The organism is Thermosynechococcus sp. Uc (assembly GCF_029335995.1).
Classification (GTDB): Bacteria; Cyanobacteriota; Cyanobacteriia; order Thermosynechococcales; family Thermosynechococcaceae; genus Thermosynechococcus.
Window position 1 is genome coordinate 20,910 of record NZ_JARJMS020000099.1, and the last position, 20,215, is coordinate 41,124.

Annotated in this window: 18 protein-coding genes and 1 pseudogene; 7 read left to right on the plus strand and 12 right to left on the minus strand. The window is 52.3% G+C overall.

The features are described from left to right. The first annotated feature begins 14 nt into the window (after positions 1-14). A complete protein-coding gene (locus P3X23_RS11195) occupies positions 15-1,109 on the plus strand; it encodes a beta-ketoacyl-ACP synthase (RefSeq protein ID WP_300876772.1) in 1,095 nt (364 codons plus the stop codon). On the opposite strand, the gene dxs is transcribed toward P3X23_RS11195, so the two are convergent. Next, positions 1,106-3,019, minus strand: coding sequence for a 1-deoxy-D-xylulose-5-phosphate synthase (dxs, locus tag P3X23_RS11200; RefSeq protein ID WP_300876774.1), 1,914 nt, complete (start codon positions 3,017-3,019; stop codon positions 1,106-1,108). The two genes, P3X23_RS11195 and dxs, sit on opposite strands and share 4 nt — an antisense overlap. A gap of 254 nt (positions 3,020-3,273) precedes the next feature. Beyond that, entirely contained in the window at positions 3,274-3,870 is a 597-nt protein-coding gene (locus P3X23_RS11205; RefSeq protein WP_300876777.1) for a cofactor assembly of complex C subunit B, read from the minus strand. 65 nt (positions 3,871-3,935) lie between these two features. On the opposite strand from P3X23_RS11205, the gene P3X23_RS11210 reads away from it, so the two are divergent. Further along, positions 3,936-5,354 (plus strand): sugar transferase, encoded by a 1,419-nt coding sequence (locus P3X23_RS11210; protein ID WP_367186619.1) that lies wholly within the window; start codon positions 3,936-3,938, stop codon positions 5,352-5,354. Here the strand turns inward: P3X23_RS11210 and P3X23_RS11215 are convergent. Together P3X23_RS11215 and P3X23_RS11220 are read right to left on the minus strand one after the other, a co-directional pair. Then, positions 5,307-7,835: an EAL domain-containing protein gene (locus P3X23_RS11215; protein ID WP_300876781.1), complete on the minus strand. Its 2,529-nt coding sequence runs from the start codon at positions 7,833-7,835 to the stop codon at positions 5,307-5,309. The two genes, P3X23_RS11210 and P3X23_RS11215, sit on opposite strands and share 48 nt — an antisense overlap. 865 nt (positions 7,836-8,700) lie before the next feature. Continuing rightward, complete coding sequence (locus tag P3X23_RS11220) at positions 8,701-9,558, minus strand: phosphatidate cytidylyltransferase (RefSeq protein WP_300876783.1); 858 nt, start codon at positions 9,556-9,558, stop codon at positions 8,701-8,703. Positions 9,559-9,799: 241 nt separating this feature from the next. Here P3X23_RS11220 and P3X23_RS11225 point away from each other — a divergent pair, with 241 nt between their 5' ends. Both P3X23_RS11225 and P3X23_RS11230 read left to right on the plus strand, forming a co-directional pair. After that, on the plus strand, positions 9,800-10,465 hold the full coding sequence (locus P3X23_RS11225; protein ID WP_300876784.1) for a sigma-70 family RNA polymerase sigma factor: 666 nt from the start codon (positions 9,800-9,802) through the stop codon (positions 10,463-10,465). Between the two features lie 41 nt (positions 10,466-10,506). Then, positions 10,507-11,037, plus strand: coding sequence for an anti-sigma factor (locus tag P3X23_RS11230; protein WP_300876785.1), 531 nt, complete (start codon positions 10,507-10,509; stop codon positions 11,035-11,037). Here P3X23_RS11230 and P3X23_RS11235 read toward each other — a convergent pair. The 6 genes and pseudogenes from P3X23_RS11235 to P3X23_RS11265 form a co-directional block, all read right to left on the minus strand. Beyond that, the gene (locus P3X23_RS11235; protein WP_300876786.1) at positions 11,015-11,947 is read right to left on the minus strand and encodes an NAD(P)H-dependent glycerol-3-phosphate dehydrogenase; all 933 of its coding nucleotides are present in this window, start codon (positions 11,945-11,947) and stop codon (positions 11,015-11,017) included. The two genes, P3X23_RS11230 and P3X23_RS11235, sit on opposite strands and share 23 nt — an antisense overlap. Positions 11,948-11,959: 12 nt before the next feature. Beyond that, entirely contained in the window at positions 11,960-12,280 is a 321-nt protein-coding gene (locus P3X23_RS11240; protein WP_300876788.1) for a hypothetical protein, read from the minus strand. 106 nt (positions 12,281-12,386) lie between these two features. After that, complete coding sequence (locus P3X23_RS11245) at positions 12,387-13,241, minus strand: DUF6671 family protein (RefSeq protein WP_300876791.1); 855 nt, start codon at positions 13,239-13,241, stop codon at positions 12,387-12,389. Further along, positions 13,234-14,010: pseudogene (locus P3X23_RS11255) on the minus strand (ABC transporter ATP-binding protein). The gene P3X23_RS11245 and the pseudogene P3X23_RS11255 overlap by 8 nt, the downstream one beginning before the upstream one ends. Beyond that, the gene (locus P3X23_RS11260) at positions 14,011-15,048 is read right to left on the minus strand and encodes a serine hydrolase (RefSeq protein WP_300876797.1); all 1,038 of its coding nucleotides are present in this window, start codon (positions 15,046-15,048) and stop codon (positions 14,011-14,013) included. 5 nt (positions 15,049-15,053) lie between these two features. After that, positions 15,054-15,806 (minus strand): RNA methyltransferase, encoded by a 753-nt coding sequence (locus tag P3X23_RS11265; RefSeq protein WP_300876799.1) that lies wholly within the window; start codon positions 15,804-15,806, stop codon positions 15,054-15,056. Between the two features lie 369 nt (positions 15,807-16,175). Here P3X23_RS11265 and P3X23_RS11270 point away from each other — a divergent pair, with 369 nt between their 5' ends. Next, a complete protein-coding gene (locus P3X23_RS11270) occupies positions 16,176-16,355 on the plus strand; it encodes a hypothetical protein (RefSeq protein ID WP_300876801.1) in 180 nt (59 codons plus the stop codon). A gap of 1 nt (position 16,356) precedes the next feature. Here the strand turns inward: P3X23_RS11270 and P3X23_RS11275 are convergent, their stop codons facing one another. Then, the gene (locus P3X23_RS11275) at positions 16,357-17,364 is read right to left on the minus strand and encodes a GntR family transcriptional regulator (RefSeq protein ID WP_300876803.1); all 1,008 of its coding nucleotides are present in this window, start codon (positions 17,362-17,364) and stop codon (positions 16,357-16,359) included. 166 nt (positions 17,365-17,530) lie between these two features. Further along, a complete protein-coding gene (proB, locus tag P3X23_RS11280; protein WP_300876806.1) occupies positions 17,531-18,640 on the minus strand; it encodes a glutamate 5-kinase in 1,110 nt (369 codons plus the stop codon). Between the two features lie 79 nt (positions 18,641-18,719). On the opposite strand from proB, the gene P3X23_RS11285 reads away from it, so the two are divergent. Together P3X23_RS11285 and P3X23_RS12060 are read left to right on the plus strand one after the other, a co-directional pair. Then, positions 18,720-19,523, plus strand: coding sequence for an inositol monophosphatase family protein (locus P3X23_RS11285; RefSeq protein WP_300876808.1), 804 nt, complete (start codon positions 18,720-18,722; stop codon positions 19,521-19,523). A 136-nt stretch (positions 19,524-19,659) separates the two neighbouring features. Continuing rightward, positions 19,660-19,869, plus strand: coding sequence for a DUF29 family protein (locus P3X23_RS12060; protein ID WP_367186618.1), 210 nt, complete (start codon positions 19,660-19,662; stop codon positions 19,867-19,869). The last annotated feature ends 346 nt before the right edge of the window (positions 19,870-20,215 follow it).

Consider the following 20,215-nt stretch of genomic DNA (forward strand, 5'->3'; position numbering starts at 1 on the left):
GAAGCAATTGTGCAGTGAATGTTGTTATTACTGGGATTGGGCTGTGGACAGCGCTGGGGGATACAGCGATCGCCACATGGCAACGCTACTGCGAAGGAAAAACAGCCCTGATACGTACCCCTGAAGGCCTAGTAGGTGCAACGGCGTTACCCATCGAGAAAATTATTGCAACTACCACAACTCAAGCGCTCAACGATGCGAAATTAACGGCTCCCCTAAGCAGTGCTGGCGTAGTGGTCGGCTCCAGTCGTGGTTTTCAAGCCCAGTGGGAAACATGGTTACGGCAGTCCTCTCTTTCCCGAGAAACATGGCTACAAACCTTGCCGGCAGCCGTCTCACAGCAGGTGGCGCAAATTGTTGGCACTCAGGGGATTGTTCTCAACCCCACCGCCGCCTGTGCCACCGGCATATGGGCGATCGCCCAAGGGGCATTACTCATTGAGCAGGGCCATTGTGATTTGGTGTTGGCAGGGGGCGTGGAGTCAGCCGTTTCCTCCCTAACTTTGGCGGGATTTCAGCAATTGGGTGTATTGGCTCAGGAACGAGCAGCTCCCTTTGATCGCCAGCGGCAGGGATTTGGCCTAGCGGCCGGCGGTGCCATTGTTGTCCTAGAGTCTGAAGCAGGGGCGCGATCGCGAGCCATCGAACCCTACGCACGGATTGCTGGCCTGGGTTTGAGTGCGGATGCCGAGCACATGACTGCCCCCAGTGTCCATCAAAGGGGCGCCCTCCTAGCAATTCAACGCGCCTTGGCTCAAGCCAATCTCACCCCGCAAGCAATCCACTGTATCCATAGCCACGGCACGGGAACGGTGCGCAATGATGCTGCCGAAGCTGCTTGGATTCAAGCCCTGTTTGCTCAGGGGGTTCCTGTCACTAGTCATAAGGGTGCCCTTGGGCATACCCTAGGCGCCGCTGGAGCGATCGCCATTGCCCTCTCCTGCCTGTCTTTGCGAGAACAGCAGATTCCCCCCTGTGTTGGCTGCAACACTCCCGACTTTGACCTCAACATTGTCCAACAGACCTTTCCTGCTCACTTAGAGCACATTCTCTGCTGTAGTTACGGTTTTGGTGGTCAAAATGCCGTGATTGTTCTAGCCCGTCCCTAGGAACCAGTCACCACCGTCGGTTGCGCAACCCCAAACTTTTGCATGATGGTTTTAGCCATTTGTGGCGGCGTTAGACCCAAGTCCGCTTTTGATTCCTCGGGCGTAGCGTGTTCTACTAGGACATCGGGTACCCCCAAACGGAGCACTGGCACGAGAATATCGGCCTCCTGAAGAGCCTCTAGAACCGCTGAGCCAAAGCCCCCCATCAGGCAGCCCTCCTCGAGGGTAACCACGCGGCCAATTTGTTTTGCTAAAGGAAAAATCAACGCAGTGTCTAGGGGCTTCGCAAAGCGGGCATTAATTACTGCGGCACTCAAGCCGTGCTCCTTGAGGATTTCCGCCACCTGCATTGCGGGATAGACCATTGAGCCGTAGGCCACTAAAAGAACATCTTCGCCGGCGCGCAGGAGTTCTCCTTTACCGATTTCAAGGGGTTCCCAGCCTTCTTCCATCAGGGCAACACCATAGCCATTGCCACGGGGATAGCGCAGGGCGATTGGTCCATCGGTGTAGTTGATGCCCGTTACAATCATCCGCTGTAGTTCGGCTTCATCCTTAGGTGCCATCAGCACCATATTGGGTAAGCAGCGCAAATAGGCAATGTCGTACATCCCTTGATGGGTAGGGCCATCGGCACCGACAATCCCCGCCCGATCCATACAGAAAAAGACCGGCAAATTTTGGATACAGACATCGTGAACAATTTGGTCGTAGGCTCGCTGCAAGAAGGTGGAATAAATCGCCGCCACAGGGCGCATACCTTGGGTGGCCATACCGGCTGCCATCGTGACAGCGTGCTGCTCTGCAATGCCGACATCAATATATTGGTTCGGCACCCGTTTTTGGAGAATGTCTAGCCCTGTGCCCGTGGCCATTGCTGCTGTAATGCCAACAATGCGTGGATCGTTTTCTGCAAGCTTAGTTAGGGTTTCGCCAAAGACTTTGGAGTAGCTAGGGGGTTTGGGCTTGCTGGAGGGTTTGGCCTTACCCGTCACCAGATCAAAAGGGTTTTGGGCATGGTAACCTACTTGATCCTTCTCGGCGATCGCGTAGCCTTTCCCCTTAACAGTTACCACATGAACCAAGACAGGCCCCGGAATTGTATGGGCATGTTGGAATGTAGTAATCAGTTCTTGCAAATTATGGCCATCCACAGGGCCAACGTAGGTAAAGCCCAATTCTTCAAAGACAGCCCCCACCTTGGGAACCGCAAGACGTTTCATGCCCTCCTTGATGCGCTGCATCTCCGGGGTCAGGTTTTCACCTAGGAAGGGGATATGTTTGAACTGCTCTTCGAGGTTATCGGCAATAAATTGCACCTGCGGTGAGAGGCGGATTTTATTCAAATAGCGAGGAATCGCGCCCACATTCGGGGAAATGGACATCTCATTGTCGTTGAGTACTACCATCAGGTTGGTGTGGGGCAAATGGCCAGCATGATTAATCGCTTCTAAAGCCATCCCGCCGGTGAGGGCACCATCGCCAATAATGGCCACAACTTTGAATTTTTCGCCCTTGAGATCGCGGGCGATCGCCATTCCCAAAGCTGCTGAAATACTCGTGGAAGCATGACCCGCACCAAAGTGATCAAAGGGACTCTCGCGGCGGTTGAGATAGCCAGCAATCCCTCCCTTTTGTCGCAGGGTATGGAAGTTGTTGTAGCGACCCGTTAACATTTTGTGGGGGTAGGCTTGGTGCCCTACATCCCAAACCACACGGTCTTTGTCTAAGTCAAGGGTTTGATAGAGTGCGAGGGTGAGTTCGACAACCCCCAAACCCGGCCCAAGGTGTCCTCCCGTGGCCGCCACCGTTTCCAAATGTTTGTCGCGAATTTGGGCGGCAATTTGACTTAATTGGGCAATGGACAACCCATGCAACTGGTTAGGATGGGTGAGTTCACTCAAGTGCATAAAAACCCGACCTCGCAAGATACCAAGGAGCGATAGCCTACCGCTGACCACAGAAAAACTATCTGTTGACTGATTCTAGCAAAGTCCCCCGCCAAAGTTGGGTATCATTTCGCTCCTAGACGCAGTGAAAAGCCGCAGTCGTCACGAAACAGCTGATCATACTCTCATCAATTTTGCTCAATTCACGAATCTTTGCAGTAGATTCATCCACTTGCGCGGGAGACTGCGGGGAGGATGTCAACTAAGGGCGCCCCCTAGCGAACGCCTAGCATTGTGTTCTCAAAGGTGATCAGTTCATCGCGGTGTCCTTCTATGGTCACTTGAGTACCGATTGCGTGGGGCTGCAAAGAGAGCTTAACGGTTTCCAGCCGCTGGGCGCCCCGCCAATAAAACCAAGGGGCAATGGGGGTCAAACCAATGAGACCAAAGGCCAAGATACCGCGCTCCGGTAAGAGGACAGTCAACACTAGGGCGATCGCCGTGGCACCGCAGACGGCAAGGCCAAAAAGGAAGGCGGCCAAAAAGGGACTAGCGGCAACATTTCCCTGAAATGTCACTTCACTGCCATCGGCATTGACCGTATGCAGACGGTAGCCCCGCTGCTGAAAATATTGCTTGAGGCGGGGGGCAAGTTCAGTAATGGGCTGGGCAATGAGCCACTCTTTGGTTTCAATGCGTTCTTTGGTGGAGGCACGAATGAAAAACACAAATCCGACGGCCAACAAACTCGTCAGCAGTAGGGTGGAAGGATAAATTAAATCACTGGACATGTGGAGGTGATTTGGAGAAGATTGTTGTTTGCTATCCCCCATTGTCGAGGATTGATTGGGGTCTGCAAAGAGATCTTGCACCGCGATCGCCCCTTGATGTTCTGGGGAATACTAAACCCTGGCGATAGTGACTTTGCTGCTCCATGATGCGGTCTCAAACGTCTCCCCGTGATATTCGGGCACCCCGTTGCCGTGGGATGTGGTGGCGCTCAGAAACAGCCTTTGCTCTGCTGCTATTGACCAGTGACCTAGGGGGGTTGGTGTTGGCGTGGAAATTGGGGTTACAACTCAATCGCTTCTATGCGCCATTGCCCTCTGATTTGGCAGCATGGTACTGGCTGGGATTGCCCAGTGTCTTTTGGCTTTTTGCAGCGGGCTTGTTGTTTTTGATTGCTCTAAGTGGGCTGTATCACCCGCGCGGCCATTGGAAAAATTATCTGCGCCTCGCTAAGGCGTTGAGCTTGGGCTATTTGCTGGCGCTGGCGATCGCCTACTTCTATGATCCTAAGGTGGATCTGCCTCGCTCCCTGTTTTTTAGTGCTTGGGGTCTCAGTGTGATCCTTGCTGTGATCTTGCGCTTGGCGGTCAGTTTAGCCTTCAAAATTTTCACCCTACGGCGACCGATTCGTGCATTTTTGGTGGCGCCCGTGGAGCGGCAAGAATATCTCAGCAGACGACTGGAGCAGCGCTCCAACTATAAGATTGTCGGCAGGGCGATCGCCACTTTGGCCAATGAACCGGAAACTTTGACCGAGATTCTTAATTGTCAAGCCCAAGAGGTGATTGTAGAAGGCCTGCCGCCGGCTCACTTGGCCTCAGCCCTCTATTGGCAACTGCGACAACATGGCATTTCTTTGCGGTTGATTCCCTCCAGCTTAGAAATGCTCTACCGACGCGGCACTCCGGAAATTGTGGCTGCTTTGCCCACCCTGCGGGTAGATATGACCTATCTCCATGGTTGGGAGTATCGGCTGAAACGCTATTTGGACGTGATTTTGGCACTCTTTGGCATTGTAGTGCTAGCGCCCCTCTTTCTTGGGGTGGCGATCGCCATCAAACTCACTTCCCCCGGACCTGTCTTTTTTCGCCAAGAACGGGTGGGACTCCACGGACAGGTCTTTCAGATGTGGAAATTTCGCACTATGCGAGCCGATGCTCCTCAGCTCCAAGCCCAGTTGGAGGCACAAAATGAATCCGCCGATGGCATTCTTTTCAAGGTGAAAAATGATCCTCGCCGCACTCCCCTTGGTAGTTTCCTACGCAAAACCAGTATTGATGAACTGCCCCAACTATTTAATGTCCTCTGGGGAGACATGAGTTTAGTAGGACCGCGTCCGCTTCCCCTGCGGGATGTTGCCCGTTTTCATTCTTGGCACCACATTCGCCATCAGGTGATGCCCGGTATTACAGGACTGTGGCAAATTTCCGGCCGCTCTCAAATCAACAATTTTGATGAAGCCGCCCGCCTTGACCTTTACTATATCGATAATTGGTCTCTCAATCTAGATTTGGAAATTTTAGTGGAGACGGTGCGGATTGTGCTCTTTGGCAGTGGAGCCTACTAGGCGCGGCAAAGAGGAACCTGCAAATAACTGTTCTACCTGTTGAGGAGAAAGGGGACGCGCAAAGAAATACCCTTGGCCATAGTTGCAGCCGAGGGCTCGGAGGATACGGTACTGTTCATCGGTTTCAATACCTTCTGCAACTACCTTCAGACGCAGTGAGTGAGCCAACATGAGAATGGTGTGCACAATTGTAGCCGAAGGCTGTTCCCTGTTGAGGGTAGCAATAAACGAGCGGTCAATTTTTAGAGTGTCAACGGGGAAACGGTGCAAATAACTGAGGGAAGAGTAGCCTGTACCAAAATCATCCATATACAGGCCAATGCCCATAGCGCGGATTTCCTCTAGGGTAGCGATCGCTACCTGCTTGTTGTCAATTAGGATTCCCTCTGTCACCTCAAGGCGCAATCGCTCGGCGGGAAATTTCGTTTCTGCCAAAATAGATCTTAAATTGGGTAACAGATCTGCTTGCTGAAAATGACGACCACTGAGGTTGACACTGAGGCTGAGAATGCGGCTACAAGGAAAAGCCTTTGCCCACTGTTGCATCTGCCGACACGCCTCCGCCATCACCCACCAACTAATGGGTAGGATCAAACCCGTTTCTTCAGCCACAGTCATGAATTCACTTGGGGAGATTACCCCCCGTTCGGGATGCTGCCAGCGCAGCAGTGTTTCAAAGCCAACAATATTGAGTGTTGATAAGTCCACAATGGGTTGATAATAAACCAAAAATTCATTGTGCTCTGCCGCCCGTCGCAGATCAGTTTCAATTTTCATTAGGGCGATGCTCTGGGCACGCATCGTTATACTAAAAACCTCGTAGCGAGATTTGCCCAGGGATTTGGCGCGGTACATGGCCGTATCCGCATCGCGCAATAAGTCCTCAGCCGTTTTACTTTCTTCACTGGGAAAAGCAATGCCAATACTGGCACTGGTAAAGACTTCATGTCTCTCCAGCAGGAAAGGACGGCTCAAAGCTGCTAAAATCCGTTCTGCTACTTCAATGGCTTGAGCAGGATTCCTTAGCTCTTCCAAAAGAATGGCAAACTCATCACCACCGAGGCGGGCAACCGTATCCTCTGCGCGGGTACAGGTGGTAAGTCGCTGGGCAATGCCCATGAGGAGCTGATCCCCGGCTAAATGTCCCAAGCTATCGTTGATTACCTTAAAGCGATCCACATCCAAAAAGAGCACCGCAAAGAGGGAGTTGGGACGCCGCACCCAGCGGGTAATGGCCCGGGTTAAACGATCCATAAAGAGTACGCGGTTGGGCAAGCCGGTCATGGCATCGTGGAGTGCATCATGGAGAATCTGCTCCTGAATCAGGTGGTACTGTGTAACGTCGGTCATTGAACCGGCCATGCGGTAGGGCTGCCCCTTCTCATCGCGCAGTGCCTTACCCCGCGATCGCATCCAGCGGTAACTGCCATCGGCGTGCTTCATCCGAAATTCACACTCAAAATGGGGATGGGTACCGAAAAGATGCTCCTTCATGCACTGACGCAATCGCTCTAGATCATCGGGGTGGACACGCCGCCACCATTCCTCGATTCTGGGTTGTAACGTTCCCGGCGTTTCCCCAATTAGCAGTTCCCAACGGGGCGAGTAGTACATTGAGCGATCGCGAATCTGCCAATCCCAAAGTCCATCATTTGCACCTTCGGCTGCAAGAGCATAGCGTTCCTCACTAAGACGCAGGGCAAGTTCTGAGCGTTTGCGCTCAGTAATATCGGTAATGTAGCAGCGAATTAATTGGCTTTCCGGCAGCCTATGGATTGTTACTTCATAGGTGCGATCGCCAACATTGATTTCCTCAACGGTAAATCGCCTTTTGTGTAACGACCAACTTTTGAGGCGGGATAGGAGGGGGTGTTGCCCATCCGTCTCCCCCAACTCAGGAAATTCCTGAATTGCCGCTGGATTCAGGTAGGTGAGTTGGCCATTGGGGGCAAGTTCAATAATTGGATAGGGGCTTAGCTCCGGAAAAGAGGACAACCGCAGCAGTTGCAGTTCCGTCAAGTCGGACATCTGACTGCCGATGAAAGCACCCCCCAAGGAAGCCGCCTCCCGATCTGAAATACCGGCGGCCTCTAGGGCACGGGTGTAGCGGTTGAAACTTGAATCAGAGATATTGGCGATCGCGTGGTAGCGGGCACGTACATCTCCGCCAAAGACAATCAAATCTTTATGCTGGAGAATGTGGGAGTAGCAGGGTCTGCCATTTACCGTCAGACCATTGACACTGCGCTTCCCTTGTAAATCGCCATCAATAAGGCGAAAGAAAAAATTACCACTGTTCGGATCCAAAACCCGTAGCAAAACAGCATGTTGCCGGGAAATCAGGGGTGACCTAAGAACAATCGTATTACTGGGATGCCGCCCAATTGTATAGGTACTAGCTTCTAAGTGAATGATGCGCCGACCCTCCTGATCTTCAATAACGAGGAGATGGCGCCACTTCTTCGGCGGATCAGACTTCACATTTATCGCCTCGGTAAATTGTCATCAAGGAACGGCTTTGACTACAAATTCCTCAATTAAAGGGGTATTGACAAGGAGAACCGCTTACCATTTTAGAACCCAAGATTTTATCCTGTTTACAAAAAATTTACTTGGTTGCAGTACAATCCATTCTGAACAATTCTTAGAATAAGTTCAAATGTTTCTTAAGCAGTGTAATAAATTTTCATCTATGCCAATCCTTTTCCCATCGATGGAACCCGCTGAAAACGGTAAAAGCTGCTATCGGAGACAATGGTATCCTCTTAAACTAAAAGTGTTGAACGATAGATTGAGAGACTGGAAAAAGAGAAGAAATGGTGTATTCTTCCCTTAAGGAATATAAAATTTATTGGCTAATTATCGCATCCTTTGGCAAGATTGCCAAGTTTATCCTCAAACACCTCAGCCCTTGCGACTCTCCTGTGTTGAACTCACAACTGCTGTTCAAAATCTGGCTTTGTCTTAATCAATTGTTTTGAGGTGGCGATCGCTAGATTGGCATTCCTGCGTGTCAGTTAGCCTCAGCGGATAAGATTGTTCAAGCGTATGGGAGCACATCCGTATAGTTCACCTTTTTTGTTCTTGATCTGTTTGATCTGCTTTCTCAGTCTTGGCAAGACAACCTAGTCGCGCAGAAAGCTAGTGCACTGTGCTAGGGCTTCGGGTGGCAGGGCGAAGGAGAAAAAGGTCTGGAAGAGATGCTCTAGGGCAGCCACCTGTGCGGCAGGCGGCTCAGCTTTCAGTGTTTGTGCAATAAACAGGCACGCTCCATTAAGCCACCGTTGCTGAATCTCGTGTTCAGCTGATTAATATAGAAACTTATGGAAACTTAAATGGAAACAAACTATTGACATAAGGGCAATAGCAACGTCACAAAGTAAAACACAAGAGGTGCTGTAAACACATAGCTATCGGCGCGATCCAAAATACCGCCATGTCCCGGAATCAACTGGCCAGAATCTTTGACCCCAGCATCTCGTTTCATCATTGACTCTGTCAAATCCCCCAATAGGCTAGCAATGCCAATCATGAGGCCAAACATTGCCCCCAAAAGCCAAGGGAGTGGCCAGCCAAGGGAATACGCTCCCCAAAGAGCGACGCCTAAACTCCCCAAAACGCCAAACACTGCCCCTTCCACAGTTTTCTTGGGACTGATGTGAGAAAGTCGTGTTCGGCCAAAGAGCTTGCCAACCGTATAGGCACCAATATCCGCTGCCCAAATGCAAACAAAGGCCAAGAGAGTCGCCTGTAACCCCAAAGGCAAAGCAGTAAGTTGAAACTGCTCTGGCCAAAATCCCCCCAAAGGTAATGTTGCCTGTTGCTCTAGCCCCCGCAGACGCACCCAATAGCTTGGCAAATAGCCGCCGTAAAACAGCCCCATGATTGAAGTGGAAATATCGGCGATTGAGGCCAGCTTGGGTTGAAATAGCAAGTAGAAGCAAATAAAAGTACCCGCAACGGGAAACACGGCATCGGCAAGATCTGGCTGCAGCAAAGAAGTGATGAGAAGTACTTGACTGACCACAAGGGTGGTTTTGGCTGCTGGCGCGCTCCCCTTGGCACGAGCTAGTTCAAAGTATTCCAGTTGACCGAGATAAATTAGCGCCCCAATCCCCAGACAAAAATACCAACCGCCTAGAAAGGTCATCAGCAGCGTCAGAGCGATCGCGACAAGTCCACTGGCAATGCGGATCCAGAGCATGGTGGTGAAGGGCGGTGATTAGGAAGGGGGGTTACATTGAGCCGCGCGTTAAGTGTCTGCGTAGAGCGTCCAAAGAATGATCGCCACTACAATAAAAAGCTTAATCTAAATTCATCAACGTTAAGGGAATATTAACAGATTAGGACGTATGACCCTGTCCTGGGCAAGCTATAACGGATCAGGGAACATCATGGGGGCACAGGCGTCATGAAAAGCGATTGGTCTGAGGTCAATTGTATCCATGACATCCAGTCTTCCCCTCACTTGGAAGCGTGTTGAGGAGATCAGTGCTCGGGTGACGCTGCCGCTGACAAAACTTACACCCCAAGAGTTGGTTGTTCGCTGTCAAGCCGGCAGAACCCCAGATCGTGCTGCCTTTACTGAACTGCTGCGCCGATACCAATCCCATGTGGAGCGAATTATCTATCATCTTGCTCCCGACTGGGAGGATCGCGCCGATCTTGTCCAAGAAGTCTGGATTCGGGTCTATCGCAACATTCACAAATTGCAAGATGCCAGCAAATTTCGAGGTTGGCTCAGTCGCATTGCCACCAACTTGTTTTACGATGAGCTGCGCAAACGCAAACGCCATCAGCCGCCTCTTTCTCTGGATGCGCCCTTGAAAACCCAAGAAGGTGAAATGAATTGGGAACTTGCCACTAGTGATGCCAGTCCCGATGACCGGTTGCGCACAGATGAGTTCTATGCTCAATTACGGCGGGCGATCGCCAACTTACCAGAAGCCTTTCGGACAACCATTGTCCTCCGCGAAATTGAAGGCCTCTCCTACGAAGAAATTGCCCACATCACTGGAGTTTCCCTCGGCACCGTGAAATCACGAATTGCCCGTGCCCGACAGCGGCTCCAACTAGAACTACAACCTCACCTCGATCTCCCTTCAACCTAATGCGAATCACCCCTACCCTTTTCCTGCAAGGACAGACCCCCATGATGGATGAACTTGATTACTGCAAACGCGATACCTTTGAACTCCTGAGCGCCTACCTTGATGGTGAAGTGACGGCTGCAGAACGGCAACAGGTGGAAGCATGGCTTGCCACCGACCCTGAAGGACAACGCCTCTACCGGCGACTCCTGATTCTCAAGCAGCAGATGCAAGAGCTGCCCGTACCCCTGACCCCCTGTCCAGCGGATCATTTGGCGGCTCAAGTAATTGCTAAGGCCAATCGTCCCCGTCGTATTTGGGTCTTAGGGAGTGCGGGGGCGACACTAGCTGCATCCCTTGTAGCAATGTTTACAGGTCTAATTCCCAATCCCTTCCCTAGTCTGCCTGTGGCTGTTACTAGCCCTGCCCGTCTTGAGCCAGCACCATCTCCTTTACCGATTGAACCCACAGGAGTCGGTTTGATGCTCAGTCTCGACCGTCCCCCCATAGCTATTCCCGTGAGTGAAACGGCTCCTGCGGTGCTGCCAGAACCCAGTGCAGAATCAACAACTAAAACCCCAATCCAGGAATAATCTCCGGCTTGAAGGGACGCTCCAAAAGACAATTGAGAGCTGCTTGGGGCGTGAGATTGCCAGCAAGAACTGCGTTCACCATGGTCGTAATAGGGATCTCTAACTGGTGCTGTTGAGCATAGGTGCACAGAACCCATGCAGTGTTTACCCCTTCGGCAGTCCCCTTTGTCAAGGCTAGAGCTTGGGAGAGAGATTTACCGTGGGCTAGGTGCCACCCCACTTGATAATTGCGACTGAGGGCACTGGTGCAGGTGGCAAGGAGGTCCCCTAGCCCAGAAAGACCGTAGAAGGTTTCCACTTGTCCGCCCCAGTGAGTCCCCACCCGCACCATTTCTACAAGTCCTCGGGTAATCAAGGCAGAGCGGGCATTGACACCAAGACCGAGACCATCATTGACACCGCAGGCGATCGCAATTACATTTTTGAAGATGCCCCCCATTTCAACGCCCCGCCGGTCCTCATTGCTATAGAGGCGGAAGGTGGTGCTCCCTAAACAGTCCTGCACTTGCTTGGTAGCCATTGGATGCCCCCCCACTACTGCTGCTGCTGGTAATCCCTGCTGAATTTCACTAGCCAAATTGGGACCTGAAAGCACAACCAGATCGTGATGCGGACAGTAAGCTTGCCAAATATCCGCCGCCGTGGCAAAGGTTTCAGATTCTAGGCCTTTTGTGGCACTGACAAAGATGATGCCTAAAGGGGGGCGAAGGGCAGCAACTTGAGCAGCAACTTCCCGCACCGCTTTGATGGGGAGAGCTGAAACCATTAACTGAATGTCTTGGAAAAGAGCAACTGAGAGTGGCCCGTGAGATCGCCCCCAACAGGAAACCGTGCAGCCCTGTTGCTCAAATAGGTACGCCAGTGTTTGTCCCCAATGCCCTAAACCCAAAATCAATACTCTTGGGGACATACCATCCCCATCCTAGGGGGTAACCGTTAAATTTTGGAACTGTTGCTGCTGCCGTTTGCGAAAGGCCTCTGCTTGAGCATTGAGATTTTCCATTTGATCTGCCACCACTTCGCGGGGATCGCGACCATCCATCAAACGCAGCCGATTCATCAATCCGGGCACAGAAAAATTGCCATTTTGGGGATTGAGAATGGTGCCTAAATCATTGGCATTGCCATTTTGTTGCCAGCCCTCCATTGGGTTATTTGGGCTTGCAGTCTGAGCAAGGGCTATACTCCCAAGATTGAGCGTTAATGTGGCAAGGACAAGACTGGTCAGGTAGCGGGGTGTCATCGGTCACTCCTCAAAATTGTGCTGGGAATGCAGACGATAGGATGGCTGAATCGGTGCCGCAGTGAAAAGAGCTACACAAGGGATTATACCAAGTCTTTGTCTTTGCCTAGGGGTTGCAGAAGTAGCAGTGACCGGGATCGGCAACGGTTTCCGCCCTAGGCACTGTCACTTGGTACAAACAGTGTTGACAGCGGTAGCGGTTGGCTTTGATGGCGCTGGTGGGTGCCCCACATAGCGCGCAGGGCAGCCCCGGCAGTTTCTCGCAAACCACAAACCCCGGCCAACCACACCGAGGACAGCCCTGAGCCATTGCTTGAACGAGCTCGGCAGCAGCTTGAGCAATCACCTGCATCCGTGTGGGGTTCATGTGGGCACGCATGTCAGTTTCTAGGTGAATCCTGGGGCTGTAGGCCTGTAGGGTGGCGATCGCCCTTTGCAACTGTTCCTCGCTTTGAATCCCTTTGAAAATTGGCGTATTGGGCGGAGGATCAGCCTGCGCCATGGCAAGCAAACCATGGGTTGGAAAGCCCACCTGTGCCCCAAAGGCCAAGGCCTCTTCAAGATCACTCACGGTGGCATGGTTAAAGTTAGTTTCCAAGGAGCGCACCTCCCCCCGCAAGACAAGGTTATGGCGGCGGTCTATAAGGAGGACAAGTTCGCGATCGCTGGGCAGCATCGGAAATTGAGGATGGGGGCCAAAGCTGCCTTCACTGGCAAGGACTAAGTCTGTATCCATTTGCGCTAGCACCGCTTCTGCCTTGGCGAGAGCTGCCTCCTCTTGGGTACCCGTACGGGGAATTTCACGGCTAAAGGTGCCAAAGCGATCGCTATCAAAATCTGGGGCCACAACCACGGTCACCCCCAAGGGGGCAAAAGCAGGAGCAATCACCTGTTCTTTGCCGTGTTTACTAGCAAGAATTGCCGTACGGCCTTGAAAATAGGCATCTGTGGATCTAAACATCGCCGCCCAGATAGGCCTCAATCACCTTGGGATCGTTTTTAACACTGAGGGGGTCGCCAAGAGCAATGAGTTGACCAAAATCTAGAACCGCTCGGCGATCGCACAAACGCATTATCAAGGGGACATGGTGTTCAATAAGAATCACCGTCAGTTCAAAGGTCTCCTTGCTTGAGGCAGCGAATTAGCTCGCAAAGGTCTTGCTTCTCCTTGGGATTCATGCCCGCAGCCGGTTCATCCAACAAGAGCAGTCGCGGTTGGAGTGCCAAGGCACGCGCCAGCTCAAGGCGGCGTTGTTCACCATAGGGCAAATTGCCGGCTCGCTCGTGGCGACGTTCATAGAGGTTTACCCAGTAAAGAAGTTCCTTGGCACGGTTCTCCAAGCACTCCTGCGCATGACGCACAGGCGGTGCCCCCCAGAGGTTTGCCCAAAAGCCGGCAGGGACATGGAGATGCTGTCCCATGCGCACATTCTCCCAAACACTCATCTCTGGAAAGAGGCGGATATTTTGAAATGTGCGGGCAATGCCCAATCCAGCAATCTGGTGGGGCTTGAGCCGGTGGAGGGGCTGCTGCTGGAACTGAATTTGCCCTGAGGTGAGAGGAATTAACCCCGTCAGCAGGTTAAAAAGGGTGGTTTTACCGGCACCATTAGGGCCAATAATGCCAAAAATTTCGCCCTTTTCAACAGCAAAGGAGACCTGATCTCAATGGCCTTGAGGCCGCCGCAGTAGCGGCACACCTTCTCTAAAGTCAGGAGGGGCTGCGACATCTAAGGCTGAGAAGGGGGAACTTTCTCGAAGGCTTGGTAGGCCATGCGGGAGACTTGGCGAATGAGTTCACTGCCTCGGGGATCATTGTAGGGGCGTTTCACGATCATTGCCGCCACATAGCGTTGGCCATTGGGCATATCCACCATGCCTGCATCCCCCACCACAATACCAATATCCCCAGTTTTGTGGGCAATGGTGGCTCCTTTGCCAAGACCCGCGGGTAAAAGAGTATTGGTGACCGTGCGCCGCATCATATCCAGCAGGCGATCGCGACTACGGGGCGAGACAATTTCCCCTTGACTAATTTTCAGCATCAGCATTGCCAAATCGCGGGGGCTAGTGGTGTTCGTGCCCTTCATATCCGGTAGCGGATTGTGGATCACCGTGTTTTCCAACCCCCATTCCCGAAACTGTTGGTTGAGCACAGCTGCGCCCCCAAGACGATCAATGATCATATTCGTGGCGGTGTTATCGCTAATGGTAATCATTAAATCTGCCACCTCAAGGGCGGGGTACTGGGAATTTGGCTTTTGGTATTGCAATGTACCGGCCTCAGGGGCAATGAGATCTGGACGCATCCTGAGGCGTTCATGAAGTGTGATTCGTCCTTCATCCACCGCCTTGAAAAAGGCAACAAGGATTGGAAATTTAATCGTAGATGCCGCCGGAAAGACCGCATCGCCGCCTACATTGAGGGAGGCTCCGGAATCGAGGTTAAAAAAGTACAGCCCCGCCGTCAGATTGGGTTGACGGGCAACCAGTTGCTGGATTTGCTGTTGTAGGGTCGTCAGGGGGCGTTCTGGAGGTAGGTTGAGCGTTGTGGTTTCGGGGGCGATCGCCTGACTGGCAGTGGTCTGTAAAGACTGTTCTTCTGGCTGCAACACTGACAATAGCGTTCCTACTATTGCAGCAAGAGCCACTCCACTAACCGCAAAGCGAAAAGCCATTAAGAACAAATTGGCACGGGGGAGCGTTGTTGGACGAGACAGTGAGGAAAGACCAGAAGACTGAACCATTGAACGAGACTGAGCAACCATGCCGTTTACCCTAGGGGGAAGGTGTCTGAAGAGAGCGTGGCTGCGTGCTGAATCGCCCACTCCACCTGACGAACCATACCCCGCAACAGCGCCACCTCGGCATCCGTGGGGTAGGCGCGCCCGAGTAGCGATCGCACCTTGGCCATACGACTAGCAGCGGTATGGGGATACAAAAAACCAATCTGGAGCAGCACCTGCTCTAAATGAGCATAAAACCCCTGCAACCGCTCAAAGGGGACGGCAGCCCCTTGGGGAAAAGTGCCCGCACTGTCGGAGGCCGTCAACCACAACTCATAGCAGCATACGGCCACAGCTTGCGCCAGATTCAAAGATGGATAGGCATTGGCCGTAGGAATCTGCACTAAACCATGGGCGCACTCTAATTCTGCATTTGTGAGTCCCCGATCCTCACGCCCAAATACCAGTGCCGATTGAGGCACAGCCAACAGTTGAGGTGCTGCTTGACGGGGAGGCCAAAGGGGTAACGCTAAATCCGCCACATCTCGCCCCACCGTGGCAAAAATCCGCTGACAATCGGCTAGAGCCGTCGTCAGGGAATCCGTAATCGTGGCTTGATGCAGCACATCCTCTGCATGGACTGCCCAGCGATGGGCTAACTCTCCCTTGGGATCACAGCGGGGACGGACAATCCACAACTGCTGTAATCCCATATTTTTCATCACACGGGCAATGCTGCCGACATTGATTTCCCCTTGGGGTTCAACGAGGACAATGCGCACCGACGGGAGGGTATCCACGCTTGTCTGCTGAGTCAAAACAAAAAAATAATTAACCTTTTCTAGATAATTTTAGAAGACTTTGCGGCTTCTTCTCAAGCCTTGAGAATTAGAGACTTTGCCGCACTTCCTTAAATTTTTAACAATGTTTTAGCAAATGTAACATTGGCAGCACAATTCTTGGCGCCATTATTAGAATTATTTAGAGTTAATTTTTGAGTAATAACCCCTACTGCCCTCCCCTAGGAAGTTCACGGCAGATTTCCTTGGGAGAGGTGCCCACAATACTTTTTCTTGGAGACTGCGACAAATTTAATCGTGTTCCCTCTTGATGAAAAAGGGTAGGTGGTCTGGTTTGATGGCGTGGCTTTGAAAGTGAGGAGTCAACCCATGTGGCGTTTTATAAGCTTGCATTGGCCAAAACTAGGTATTGTCGGTCTGCTGTACTGTGGTCTAGCCGCCGGTATAGGTTATCTTACGAACCTACAACTGGAGGAAATGCACAATCAAGCAAAACAGCAGGCAATTCCTGTGCAATTGTCCCATCGCTTGAATGATCTCAATCCCTGAGTTAAGAGGCTTTGGCTGCGAGGGGAGGATCCTCCGTCAGGCCAATTTCCCGCTTCAGTAGTTCGACTGACTGCGGATCAATGTAGCTTTCACAACAAATGAGACGGGGAATGCGAATCAAATCATGGCGGGCTGCCGCAATGGCTGCTTTGACCCGTTCGCCACTGGCGCGATCGCTAATGATTGTGTGAGCACGATGGACAAGGGCATTGAGCTTATAGCTATCGTTGGCTTGAGCCGTCACCAAGAGAAGTTCATCCCCTCGCAAACTGTGGATCATGACCTCAGCAACACCAAGGGTACCGGAACTCAGGCTGACCAACCCCAAGCAGGAGCCTTTCGGCAATTGCTGTATCACTTCCAGTTCCCGCTGGTAGTTGTAGATGTCGATGAAAAATACCCGCACGTCCTTATCGCGGGTGATGGCTTCCGTCATGCTGGCAAAATACCGCACGGTAACGACGGTTGCAGAGGTATCCCCCTCCAGGACGGTTTCCAAGTCTTCAAGAAAGATCAGTTCTACAGGAATCGGCAACAGTTGTTGCAGTTCTTGAACAATCAGTTCGCCAGCCCCTTGATCGTGGCGGGGCACCGTTACCAAGATCCTCACCCCAGCTTTGTGGCGGGCGTCGATCTCCGCAAGGAATAACTCCCGAATTTGACTCAGGGAATAGCCCATTTCAAGAAGGGTATCGACACTTTCTTGGACAACGCGGTGTACAGACACAACTGCGGGTCGGCGTTGGCGGGGACGGGTTTCCTCTTGGCCGAGGGCGCGCACATAGATGCCAGACCCCACTTGGGGCACGACTAAACCGGCGGCTTCAAGGCGTTCGTAAACTTTGCTAATGGTGTTGCGGTGCAGCCCGGTTTGCATGGCAAGCTGCCGCGTACTGGGCAAGCGATAACCCGGTGGAAACTGTCGTGCAGCGATCGCAAAACTAATTTGATTAAAGAGCTGAGTTGAAGCAGGAATTTCGCTATCTGGTTGGATGTGGAATTGAACCATAGGTTTCCTTTTGCCAATCAGAGACTGTCCTTAGGGGATACGCCCTCCTTAATGTGGCTATGCCAGATGCAAAACCTACCCCCAATCGCTGCATAAATCGTTACAGTTAGTGAGTAATTTTACCGCACTGGTTCGCTATTGTCCTGTGCTTAATAATAGGGCACTGTCACAGGGTCACCACCAAGTTGTCGCGATGGACAATTGTATCGGCACCCGCATAACCGAGGATGTTGGCCAATTCTGTGGACTGTTGCCCCTGCACGCGGCGGATTTCTTCGCTGCTGTAGTTGACGAGGCCACGGGCAATTTCAGTTCCTGTGGGATCACAGAGCTTGACGGCATCTTGGGCTTGAAACTCCCCTTCAACACGGGTAATGCCAGCAGCCAAAAGAGATTTGCCGCCAATGGTAATGGCTTTTACAGCGCCATCATCTAGCCACAACTCGCCTTTGGGAATCAGGGCGCGGGCAATCCAGCGTTTGCGGGCATTGAGGGTTTTGGGACGGGGTTCAAAGTGGGTACCCAAGGGTTCACCCGCAAGAATTTTGAGAAGGTTAATGGGCGATCGCCCATCGGTAATGACAGTGCGCACCCCCGCTTCTGTGGCAATCTCTGCAGCTCGAATTTTTGTCGTCATGCCCCCTGTACCCCAAGGGGAGCCAGCAGCACCGATTTGAATTGTTTGCGCTAACTCTGCCAAGGAGACCACCCGCTCAATGGGAACGGCTGTCTTATCAATGCGCGGATCTGCTGAGTACAGGCGATCGACATCCGTAAGTAAAAAGAGCCAGTCCGCCTCCACAAGGCTAGCCACAAGGGCTGAGAGGGTATCATTATCGCCAAACTTGAGTTCATCCACCGCCACGGTATCGTTTTCATTGACAATGGGGATGACGCCCAGTTCAAACAGGGCTTGGAACGTGTTGTAGATATTCAAATAGCTCTGGCGATCAACAAAATTTTGCCGTGTGACGAGGATTTGGGCAATGGGCTGGCGGAGCACCGAAAAGAGGTCGTCATACATGCGCATCAAGTGTCCTTGACCTACGGCTGCTACCGCCTGTTTTCGGGCTAATTGTTGGGGACGCTCGCTCAGACCCAAGCGCACGGCACCCACACCTACGGCCCCGGAGGAGACGAGAACCACGCGATCGCCCCGCCGTTGACAATGACACAAAACCTCCACTAATTGGGCAATGGTGGCCAAGGCCAGATTCCCTTCTTTGCCCCCCGTTAAGCTCGATGTGCCAATTTTGACGACCAGTGTTTGTGCCATGGGAAGTGGGGACGAAGATTGCCTCTTGGGTATAGGATCAGGGGCGACGTGCTCATTGTATCGCGGTGGGAGACAGCCAATGAACTCAGGGTTTTGGTCTGAGGTGCTGGAAACCTGTCAACAGATTCAGGAGGTGGTTGCCCCCCGTTTGCTGGAGTGGGCAGGGCAGTCCCCCAGCGATCGCAAAGCCGATGGCAGCCTTGTCACCCGCGCCGACCTTTGGGCTGATCAGAAAATCACCGAGATGCTGCAAGAGCGCTTTCCCCACCACGGCTGTCTGAGTGAAGAGGGCAACCATACCTATGGTGGTGAACAGTGGTGTTGGATCATTGATCCGATTGATGGCACGACTAACTATAGTCATGGTCTGCCCATTTGGTGTATTGCCTTAAGTCTGCTCTACCAAGGCACACCCGTATTTAGCTATGTGCACGTTCCCGGCTTTCAGCAAACATTTCATGGCTTCTATCAAGCACCGGCTCATGCCAATGGTGCCTATTTGAATGAGAAACCCATTCGCGCCAAAGTCGGTGAGCCAAATTCACAAACGTTCTTTAGCCTCTGCGCCCGCAGCACCGATGTGCTCAAGCGTTCCTTTCCCTGCAAAATTCGCATGTTAGGATCTGCCAGTTACAATTTGCTGACCGTTGCTGCTGGCTATACCCTCGGTGCCGTAGAGCGCACACCTCACATTTGGGATGTCGCCCCCGCTTGGCCAATTGTCCATGCCGCCGGTGCCCACTGGCAATGGCTAGATCCGCCGCAACCTTGGCAAAGACTGTTTCCCATGCAGCCGGGTCAGGAAGCTGGGAGTCGTATTTTCCATACACTGGTGAGTGCCAGTCCCAGCTTGGGGCAATTTTTTGCCGCGTACATTCTCTAAAATGCAGCTTGAGGAGATCGGCCAATAAAAAATCATGCAAGGCAGTCTTTATGAAAGCGATTTTTACGCCTGAACCCTAGAGCAGGTAAAGTTACTGAAGGCAAGAGACTTTACCCACCTTGATATTGCCCATCCCGTGGAGGAAATTGAAGCCTTGGGCAGGCAGGAGCGTCGGGAGCTAGAGAATTGCCTAGGAGTCTTGATTGGGCATCTCCTGAAGTGGGACGATCAGCCGCAAAAACGGCGTAAAAGTTGCGAGCAGTCATTCGCAAACAACGGCAAGCTGTGGCGAAGCGCATCAATCACCCTCCCGCCTTCAGCCTTACTTACTACCGGCGATCGCTGAGGCCGATGGATTTAGGGATTCGTGAGACCCCCTTGAACGACTTGGCTCCCCCTGAAACCTGTCCTTACCCGTTAAAGGCAGTTCTTGACTTCCAACTAGAGACAAACTTCAGCTTTTTGACATCTTCCCCGACTAGAAGGCCAAAGATTCCTACAGCGCTCAAGCCGATGATCTTAGGTTGCTGCGGTGGGTTCTTAAGCCGAGTGCGTATCCACTACTCCTATCTCCACAGGTGTCACTTCCGGCATGCCCTGCCGTAGGTCAGTGTGGTTGGGGCCGACAGTAAAATAACAGAACGGCTCCGCTGTTTGCGCTATCCTTCTCCACCCTGAATGGCGGGGCTTGC